10 protein-coding genes and 1 pseudogene are annotated in these 8,582 nt (G+C 28.7%); 1 reads left to right on the forward strand and 10 read right to left on the reverse strand.

The features are described 5' to 3' along the window. Positions 1 to 120: 120 nt before the first annotated feature. The 9 genes from ABR397_RS21375 to ABR397_RS21415 are packed head-to-tail and all read right to left on the reverse strand — an operon-like array spanning position 121 to position 7,626. A complete protein-coding gene (locus ABR397_RS21375) occupies positions 121 to 483 on the reverse strand; it encodes a VOC family protein (RefSeq protein WP_350307475.1) in 363 nt (120 codons plus the stop codon). 1 nt (position 484) lies between these two features. Further along, positions 485 to 1,399 (reverse strand): aldo/keto reductase, encoded by a 915-nt coding sequence (locus tag ABR397_RS21380; protein ID WP_350307476.1) that lies wholly within the window; start codon positions 1,397 to 1,399, stop codon positions 485 to 487. Further along, positions 1,396 to 2,136 (reverse strand): hypothetical protein, encoded by a 741-nt coding sequence (locus tag ABR397_RS21385; RefSeq protein ID WP_350307477.1) that lies wholly within the window; start codon positions 2,134 to 2,136, stop codon positions 1,396 to 1,398. Before ABR397_RS21385 ends, ABR397_RS21380 begins: the two co-directional genes overlap by 4 nt. A gap of 9 nt (positions 2,137 to 2,145) precedes the next feature. Beyond that, complete coding sequence (gene dcd, locus ABR397_RS21390; protein WP_350307478.1) at positions 2,146 to 2,667, reverse strand: dCTP deaminase; 522 nt, start codon at positions 2,665 to 2,667, stop codon at positions 2,146 to 2,148. Next, positions 2,664 to 3,164 (reverse strand): dCTP deaminase, encoded by a 501-nt coding sequence (locus ABR397_RS21395; protein ID WP_350307479.1) that lies wholly within the window; start codon positions 3,162 to 3,164, stop codon positions 2,664 to 2,666. The genes dcd and ABR397_RS21395 overlap by 4 nt, the downstream gene beginning before the upstream one ends. A gap of 15 nt (positions 3,165 to 3,179) precedes the next feature. Then, positions 3,180 to 4,001 carry a class I SAM-dependent methyltransferase gene (locus ABR397_RS21400; RefSeq protein ID WP_350307480.1) on the reverse strand — a complete coding sequence of 274 codons (822 nt, stop codon included), beginning with the start codon at positions 3,999 to 4,001 and terminating at the stop codon, positions 3,180 to 3,182. Positions 4,002 to 4,029: 28 nt separating this feature from the next. Next, on the reverse strand, positions 4,030 to 5,223 hold the full coding sequence (locus ABR397_RS21405; RefSeq protein ID WP_350307481.1) for an MFS transporter: 1,194 nt from the start codon (positions 5,221 to 5,223) through the stop codon (positions 4,030 to 4,032). 4 nt (positions 5,224 to 5,227) lie between these two features. Further along, positions 5,228 to 6,427 (reverse strand): ATP-grasp domain-containing protein, encoded by a 1,200-nt coding sequence (locus ABR397_RS21410; protein ID WP_350307482.1) that lies wholly within the window; start codon positions 6,425 to 6,427, stop codon positions 5,228 to 5,230. Continuing rightward, entirely contained in the window at positions 6,424 to 7,626 is a 1,203-nt protein-coding gene (locus ABR397_RS21415) for an ATP-grasp domain-containing protein (RefSeq protein WP_350307483.1), read from the reverse strand. The genes ABR397_RS21410 and ABR397_RS21415 overlap by 4 nt, the downstream gene beginning before the upstream one ends. 530 nt (positions 7,627 to 8,156) lie before the next feature. On the opposite strand from ABR397_RS21415, the gene ABR397_RS21420 reads away from it, so the two are divergent. Beyond that, on the forward strand, positions 8,157 to 8,339 hold the full coding sequence (locus ABR397_RS21420; protein ID WP_350307484.1) for a hypothetical protein: 183 nt from the start codon (positions 8,157 to 8,159) through the stop codon (positions 8,337 to 8,339). A gap of 65 nt (positions 8,340 to 8,404) precedes the next feature. Here ABR397_RS21420 and ABR397_RS21425 read toward each other — a convergent pair. Then, a pseudogene (locus ABR397_RS21425) lies at positions 8,405 to 8,582 on the reverse strand (IS4 family transposase); the annotation flags it as partial.

Here is an 8,582-nt window from a genome sequence, read left to right on the forward strand (position 1 = left end):
AGACGTTCAAGTTTGATTTTTTGTTCTGATGTAATAAATATTTTCATAGCGAGGATAATGATCTCCATTTCGGATAAAATCAAGCATCTTCAATGATTACGGGTATATACTTACATAGACTTAACTCTCAGTAAATTCCAAAAAATTTCCATCAGGATCTAAAGTATAAAATTGCAATTTATCATTTACTGTATTCTGCTCAATAATTGGGAGTTCCATTTTTTTACAACACTGTAAAATCTCATGATAGTTTTCTATATAAAACCCATAATGAAATAGAGTCCTTCCTTGAGTAATATTTTTTTCATCCCAGTTTGTAATGATTTCCAACTTGGGTATTTCAGTGTCAGATAAAAAATAAATATCGAACCGTCCTTTGTCATCAGATATAAAGTTTAATATTTTAAAACCTAAAAGGTTCACATAAAAATCAGCCATTTTCTTACAATCAATAGAACGAAGTGCAATATGCATTTTGACCATTCTACCCCCATAAAGAAATTCGTTTTTTCAATATACTCTTTAATAGAGAAGTACTATTATCTATCAAATTCACCTGTTCATTTGATAAATCATACTTATTTTCTAAAAAATATTTTACATATTTAATTTTGTGGGCTCCAATTATAGGTATAGCTCCCTTTTTTTGAACCCATGATAATGCAGCCAAAGCAATATCATCTTTTAATCTAATAACTTTTTCAATATTCTCACGAGCTTCATGAACTATTTTTCTTACTTTTTCATCAAATAAAACAACATGATTTCTGTGATCATCACAATCAAATATACTTTTATTATAATTGTTAGTTAAAATTCCTAATGATAAAGGTGAATATGCCTGAAATTCTTTTCCCCTTTTCTTAACGTGAGTTAATATTTTATTTTCAACTCCGCGAAAAAGAGGTGAGTATGAATATTGATAGACATCAATATCTATATTTTCCTCAATTTCAATTAAGCTATCATATTCATAATTACATATGCCAATTTTCTTGCAAAGATTAGAGTCTCTTACTATATTAAGCCCTTCACAGGTTTCTTTTATATCTATTAAATCGGTTCCCATTGTACCTGCCGGCCAATGGATAAGAACTGTTTCAACAGACTCTACATCTAAACGATCTAGACTACCTTTAACACTATCAATTACCTTTTCTTTGCTCATCATGTTAGGCGGTATTTTAGTTATTATTTTTACATTATTATTTGAAGTTTCTTTTAATATTTTCCCAATAAGCTGTTCAGACTTTCCTGAGCCATATGTAGGTGCTGTATCAAGTTCAGTTACCCCATTATCTAAAGAGTAACCTAAAGCTTCATAAGCTTCATTAATGTTAGCAGTTGACCATCCTTCTCCCCCCAACTGCCAAGTTCCAATTATAAAGTCTCTCATCATTGATATTCCGTTTTATACGTGCTAATGGTAAATACAATACGTTTACTTGTTTTATGAAATCTACCACCCTTATGGATTAAACCTTTTCCTTTAAAATATTCTTTAAACTCTGCGTTTTCACCTAAAATAAAATCAAAAACAGCTTGATTTCTTTTGTCTATTCCTTTATACATTTCACCTTTTAAAAATAACCAAAAATTATCAGGGACAATATGATAATCATCTGGATTATAAGTAGCATCACTATCTTTAAATGCTATTGAATTCTCAGAAAAAAAGTCCCGTTTCACGTTATCATTTTTTATATAAATAGCTCCTTCACCATAAAAACATTTAGTTAAAGTTAACGCAGCGGCATCCCGATGGTATAGCTCACTTACAGAAGGATATTCTTCTTTTATATAATGTTGGGTAACTACACGTAGTGATACTAGAGGATTATAATCACCTGTTATTGACTCAAATAAAAAAAAAGCCGCTTTTAGTTCGAATAAAAAATCACCTACTGAATCACTATCCAAATATGAAGAGATTGACTTATCTATTCCATTTAATATCTCATTTTTATTTTTTTTTATAAAATGTATTTTGTAATCTGAAGGCAGATTATTAGCTAATTTTGACGTTGTTATTTTATTTACCTTTTTATCACCTGGATCTATTAAAATAGCAGAGTCATTATTTATGGGGAAATTTTTTAAATCTTTCACAAGGGAATTTATCTCATAAATATTCATAGATAACTCCTAATTAATATAGTCAAGGTGGGTTTTGGATGGCTGAGGACCATTGGATTTCTGATACTTACCATTATATAAATTAATTTCACCATCAACATTCCAAAAAGTAACCTGCCCAAGTAACATGCCTGAATAAATAGTAATGGGTAATGTTGCATATAACTGAAATGTGACTGTGCCAATCGAACCAATATCTATCAAATCTGCAGTAATATGCACAAAAAGTCCAGATCTTGCAATACCGGATTTAGCATGTATAAGAGGAACATATTTCTCACTACCAATTACTTCCTCTGAACTTGCTAAAATAAAATCACCAGGATTAAGTTTTAATCCCAAATCAGGTATATTTTTTAATTCATAATTTGATTTTTTTCTTGGGTCTATAATTTCATCTGTATAAAGTAGATATTCTTTCCCTAATGCTAGATCATATGAATTAGTACTGACTCTATCGGTTTTAAATGGAGTTATCACTAAATTGCCATTATTAATTTCTTTTATAATCTTTGAGCCTGTTAAAATCATGATAGAATTCTCTTTTGAGGATGATTAAATAGAGCATAAGTTTTTCCCATGCAAACTACATCACCTAAATTATTCCAAAATGACACTTGTCCTATAGGCATCTTGGGATAGACTCGTATGGGTTTGCAAGCATATAATTCCAGTGTCCATTTGTGTGAAGAGGTTGTATGTCCTAAATTGGCTGAAATTTGAAGAAAGAGACCATACCTCCCCATAGAACTACGACCAATCAAAGACATTGCATATATTGAACTACCAATAATTTCATCTGTCACACCTAAATACATATATCCTGGGTAAAGAACATACCCTTCATTACCAATAATTACATCTTCAAATATATTTTCTCCATTATCGTCTTGGTACTTAAAAACCTTGATGTGTTCTCCCAATAAATAGTTATAGCTATTTGGATTTATTCTTTTAATATCAAAGTTAGAGATAATAATGCTACCTGAGTTAACAGATTCAATAATTTTATTACCGGTAAGAATCATTCATCTAATCCTAGATTAAAATAGTTCAACATAGCGGTTAGGATAAATTTTTTTATCATAACTAAATACTATTACTGAATATCCTTGATAAGGCCTTAGTTTATTAGACATTTCTTTTATTTTATAAAGCCTATTATACATGACACTATAATATTCTTCATCAGTAATATTATAAATTTTACATGCCCGAATTATTGTTGATTCACAATAATGTGTTAACTCAGATTCCGTTTCCATCTCTGGAATAATTCGATCTTCATAGTGAATATTAAAATTATTGTAAAGAGCCATAACATCTTTATATCCTATATTTGTAGGTGTTATCCCGAAGATATTTTTAGCACTCTCAACTAGATTTTTTGGTATTTCACTAGTTACATAAAATGGTGATGCTAATAAATAACCTTCTTCATCAAATAAAAATTCCATTTGTTTAATCATCAAATCAGGCTTAGGAAAGAATCCCAATCCTGCACCAACTACTATATGAGTATATTTTCTATCTGAAGTATACTTTGTAGCATCCATATTAATAAATTGAGTTTTACTATTTAGTCCCATAGATATAGAATTTTCTTTTGCTCTATTAATAGAGGATTCACTAATATCTATGCCAACGCCAGAGCACCCAGAATTTTTAACTAGATTTAATATGGAAAACCCAGTTGTACATGCAATTTCTAATACATTAGAATCTTTACTAAGATTCGAATTATTCATCCACTTTGTCACAGTGGAAAAAGAACCAGGAGGAACGTTTGTTTGATTTACAAAAGCAACAAAATCTGTATATGAAAGATTTTCTATATTTTCTATATTTTCTTTTTTGATTTTCATTAAAGTTACCATTACATTTAATAAAGGATTACTGGATTATTTTTAAGTCTGACTTTAAACTCTTATATCTATAAATCACAAAATAAAAAATAGCACAAGAAATTATTGGGATAAAAATTGCCATTATTACAACATAGTTGAATCCAACCAAAAAAAACTTGGATATAGAATAGCTAATAACAATACCAATAATAGAGCCAAGAGTACTTCTAATAGCAATTAAATTACTTAGCTCGTTAGTTTTAATATATTTTTGGAATAGAGAATTCCAATATATTCCAGAAATACTAAGGCCAAATCCAAATATAAAACAAAATAACAAAATAGGAACTTTAGCCAAATTAAAATAAAAAATCATTAATATAAAAAAATAAATTTGATTTAAAAAAACTGCTATGAAAGATAATGATTTTACTTTGCTAGAGTATACCCCTCCAGCAATTGCTCCTAATGCAAACAATGAATCCAATAATGACATCCAATATTTATCATTATTAAATGAAAAATCAACAATAGGTGCCAACAACATATTAAATATTACAACATAAGTAACTTCAAAACTACTTAATAGAATTAAAAAAAATAAAGCTATAGAATTGAACTTGCTAGTAATTTTAAATTTTAAATATGAATTTTTTTCATGGATTTTTTCTTTAGTATTATCAAATATATTTTTTGTAGATAAGATATAAAAAACAAAAGATATAAAGTATCCAATGGCTGCAATTAATAGCGTACTATTTAAAAACTCATTTAGTTTAAAAATGGTGGCAGCAACACACATTCCAACTAATTGACCAATTTGCGTAAAAATGGCTATATAGCTATTGGATTTTGTTAAAGAATGACTGTAAGAAAGTAAAGGCGTAATACAAAAAATAGAACTTCGTATAAAAGGGGTATTAAAACTTAAAATAAATGATATCAGAATATAAATATATATATGTGTGGAAAATTGTAACTTTATCCATGCAATAAAACATAATAATAGGCTAATAAATGCCATTGATTTTAATATATTAAAAGACCCATATTTTTTAATAGCGAAACTAGCAATGCTTGGAGTTACAATTGAAGAAATTAATTCAAAAGATATTATTATTCCTATAGACGATATACTCCCTGTTTCTTCATATAAAACTCCAGAGAAAACAAGCAATAACATTGATTTACTAGCATGTCTAAATAACTCACCAATTGAAAGAAATTTTATATATAACATGAAATTATTCACCGCTAATTTTTATTGATACAATTGGATCAATTAACCTGACAGCCTTTTCTCTATAATTTTTAATATCCTCAAAAGTATTCACGTATATAATGATATGGATATCACGATCAAACCCATCTTTTAGATTATGTTGGAACAAATCATTTTCTTTATATCCAATTTTTAATATACCATATTTTTTATCTAGACATTTAATTTCATTAAGACTAACAATCTCACTACCTGGAATATACAAATGGAAAAATTCAATATATACAACATCATTTATATCTTTAGTGGTTTTTATTTTATTGAAATCAAAGTTTTCATCTGTATCTATATTATAAGCTATTTCAGAAATAGAATCCCCTGTCAAATAATTATATGCATTCGTAAGAAATCCCCCCCCCATTCTATGCTGACATTCTATAAAAGAAATAAGTCCCATATTATACTTAATTTCTACATGAGAGATGCCATTTGAATAACCAATCTCATTAAGATATTTACTAATAATAGACTCAGCTCTATTCCAAATTTTTTGACAAAGTATTGTTCCAGTAGTATGAGTTTTTGCAATAAAAGTATCTGGAAATAAGGTTTTCTCAGAAATCATTAAAACCTTATGCTTACCATTAAAAGAAGCCACTTCCACACTAAATTCTTTTCCAGGAATATATTCTTCAATTAAGAAATTTAAATTTAGTGGTAGATTACTAATTAACTCTTTATATGAATATATGATTCTCACATCTTTACTTGCGGTACCATTTCTAGGTTTTATAATTAAAGGAAAATTATATTCTTTTAACGAACAACATTTACTTTTAGATATCAGGCCATTACTTAAAGTATATTTAACATCAAGATCAAAATATTTATTACTGACATTTCTAGCTAGCTCTTTATTCATTGAGATCATATTTGCATTTGAGTTATAATTTGACTCTATGGAAAAATGATTAGCTATGGATTTAGAAAGCTCGTGATAATTATCATGATAACTCACACATTTAGCACCCTTTATATTATATTTCTCTATTATAGGTATACATCTATCAACATCTAAATCATCAAGTAAATATTTGTCACAGTTATAAATTAAAACATCATCTTTACGGTCCCAATTATTATGAAGAAACCATATTATTTTCCTTTTACTTTTTATATAAAAAGATAAAATATCCCTATTCCCTCCAAAGAAAATAATCATAACTCCTCACTTTTCACTTTAATTTTCACAACAGGCCTAATTTTTTCAATTACTTTGTTTTTATCAAGCTCCATTTTTTCAAAATCATTTCCTTTTAATATTATTACTAAATCTCTATCACGACTTGAACTAACAGGGTGCTTGCAAATATCTATATTATCCATAGTTTTTATTAGATAAACACCATCTATATTTTCAGCCTCTTCTATGCCTGACCAATACAATAAATTACCACTTTCAATATTCCAAGAAAAAAATTCTATAATTACAATTTCATCTGAATGTAATGTTGTTTTTAATTCACTTATTTCAAAGTTTTCATCCTGATCTGATTTGAAAGAAAGATCTACAAGACTACTCCCTGTAATAATATTATAAGCCTCCCATAAATAATCTCCTCCCATACGTAATTGACATTCAATAAATGATATTTTATCATCTAATATTTTAACCTCAATATGTGACATTCCATCAATATACCCTATGGCATTCAAATAAGCAGTTACTTTTTTTTCTACTATGAACCAGATTTCTTTACTCTTTTTTGTTCCAATTAAATGAGATTTCTCTACAAATGTGCCATCAAAAAGACGTTTTTCTGCAATCATTAATACCTTATGGATACCATCTTTAGATATACTATCTACGCTAAATTCTACTCCATGTATATATTCTTCAAATAATGTACTTGTTGTTAATTTTTCAAATAACAACTCTAATTCATGCTTATTCTGTAATAATTTAATATCCTTGCTACCAGTTCCATTTATAGGCTTTGATATTATGGGAAAACTCATATTTAAAATATGGTCGATAGTGCTATCCTCTTTTTTTTCATGAAATTTAATAAAAATATCAAATATTTTATTGCTTAAATCACGACTTAATGTTTTATTTTTAGATATAAGGTTAGAGTTACTCTTTATATTACAGCTCCCCCCTAATCTAGCAGAGATTTCTACTGCGATATCATGATAATCATCATGATAGCTAACACAGTGAATATTTTTTTTAAATTTATGTTTCGTTAAAAAACAAAGAACTTCATCTACATTTAATTTTGACAATATAATTTTATTTACATTTATTTCTGAGTCGCTCAAAACATAATCATACTCTCTAATAACCCAAAAAATCTTATATCCGTATTTTATATACTCTTTCAAAACTCCTCTCAACCCACCAAAATATACAATCATAATCCTAACCTTATTTTAAATATATCAAAATAGAATTATATTTTGATATATTTAAAACACTAATTGATTATAGTGATGACATATTAGCTAACATAGTTAAATGAGAAAACAATAAATTGATACCACCTATCAGATATAGAATTGCTTTCACTCTCCGGATAAATAATTAATATTATTAATATTATTAAAAAAAATAATCAATCTGCAATAAGTTATACTCTACCCATTGTTTTTTTTAAGAGCAATAGCCTAAAATGATAAAAATTTGTTAATGTGATTGACATCACGAAATCAATTTATTAACAAAAAATAAAAATTAAATCAACTTATTGAAAAATATAAAGTTAATAATTTTGATCATGAATCCAATAGTTAGATTGCTTATGAAATATAGTATTCACGCTCAATGAACGTATCTACCACTTTGTCATGCATCATTTCCTATTTGGAATAACCTATCGTTTTTAATAGAGGAATGAAAACTAATGTTGACCATTATGTTTCCAGGGTAGGGCTCACAATTTAAAGGTATGGGGGCAGAGTTGTTTGCCCGCTACCCGCACCAAGTAAAGGAAACCAGTGAAGTTGCAGGCTATGATTTGGCTGAACTATGTAGCGAAGGAGGAAAACGTTTGACGCAGACGGAGTTTGCCCAAGTTGCCCTGTTTGTTGTTAATGTGTTAAGCCATCTTGAAGTAAAGATAAAGGGATAAAAGCGGATTTTTTGCTGGGGTACTCTTTAGGTGAGTTCAATGCGCTGCTGGCTGCTGTCTCTTGATCAGATCTCCAAATCAACTGATTTAGCCAGCAAATAGCCGTCTATCAGGGTTTGCAGCCGAAACCAGCCTTCCCAAAGTCGTTCCCATCCGACTCGACCCGTGCGTTTGGAATCGTACCAGTCGGCCAGTTTTCCCAGATTGATGAAGGCCCAATGCAAGCTCGGGGCTTTTTTCGGC

Source organism: Photorhabdus viridis, from assembly GCF_040256935.1.
GTDB classification, from domain to species: domain Bacteria; phylum Pseudomonadota; class Gammaproteobacteria; order Enterobacterales; family Enterobacteriaceae; genus Photorhabdus; species Photorhabdus viridis.

What these genes read in the sequence shown, in the direction of transcription:
- ABR397_RS21400 (WP_350307480.1), bottom strand. Translation starts at nt 4,001, where the DNA reads ATGAAAATCAAAAAAGAAAATATAGAAAATATAGAAAATCTTTCATAT.
- ABR397_RS21380 (WP_350307476.1), bottom strand. Translation starts at nt 1,399, where the DNA reads ATGATGAGAGACTTTATAATTGGAACTTGGCAGTTGGGGGGAGAAGGA.
- ABR397_RS21410 (WP_350307482.1), bottom strand. Translation starts at nt 6,427, where the DNA reads ATGATTATTTTCTTTGGAGGGAATAGGGATATTTTATCTTTTTATATA.
- dcd (WP_350307478.1), bottom strand. Translation starts at nt 2,667, where the DNA reads ATGATTTTAACAGGCTCAAAGATTATAAAAGAAATTAATAATGGCAAT.
- ABR397_RS21385 (WP_350307477.1), bottom strand. Translation starts at nt 2,136, where the DNA reads ATGAATATTTATGAGATAAATTCCCTTGTGAAAGATTTAAAAAATTTC.
- ABR397_RS21375 (WP_350307475.1), bottom strand. Translation starts at nt 483, where the DNA reads ATGGTCAAAATGCATATTGCACTTCGTTCTATTGATTGTAAGAAAATG.
- ABR397_RS21395 (WP_350307479.1), bottom strand. Translation starts at nt 3,164, where the DNA reads ATGATTCTTACCGGTAATAAAATTATTGAATCTGTTAACTCAGGTAGC.
- ABR397_RS21415 (WP_350307483.1), bottom strand. Translation starts at nt 7,626, where the DNA reads ATGATTGTATATTTTGGTGGGTTGAGAGGAGTTTTGAAAGAGTATATA.
- ABR397_RS21420 (WP_350307484.1), top strand. Translation starts at nt 8,157, where the DNA reads ATGGGGGCAGAGTTGTTTGCCCGCTACCCGCACCAAGTAAAGGAAACC.
- ABR397_RS21405 (WP_350307481.1), bottom strand. Translation starts at nt 5,223, where the DNA reads ATGTTATATATAAAATTTCTTTCAATTGGTGAGTTATTTAGACATGCT.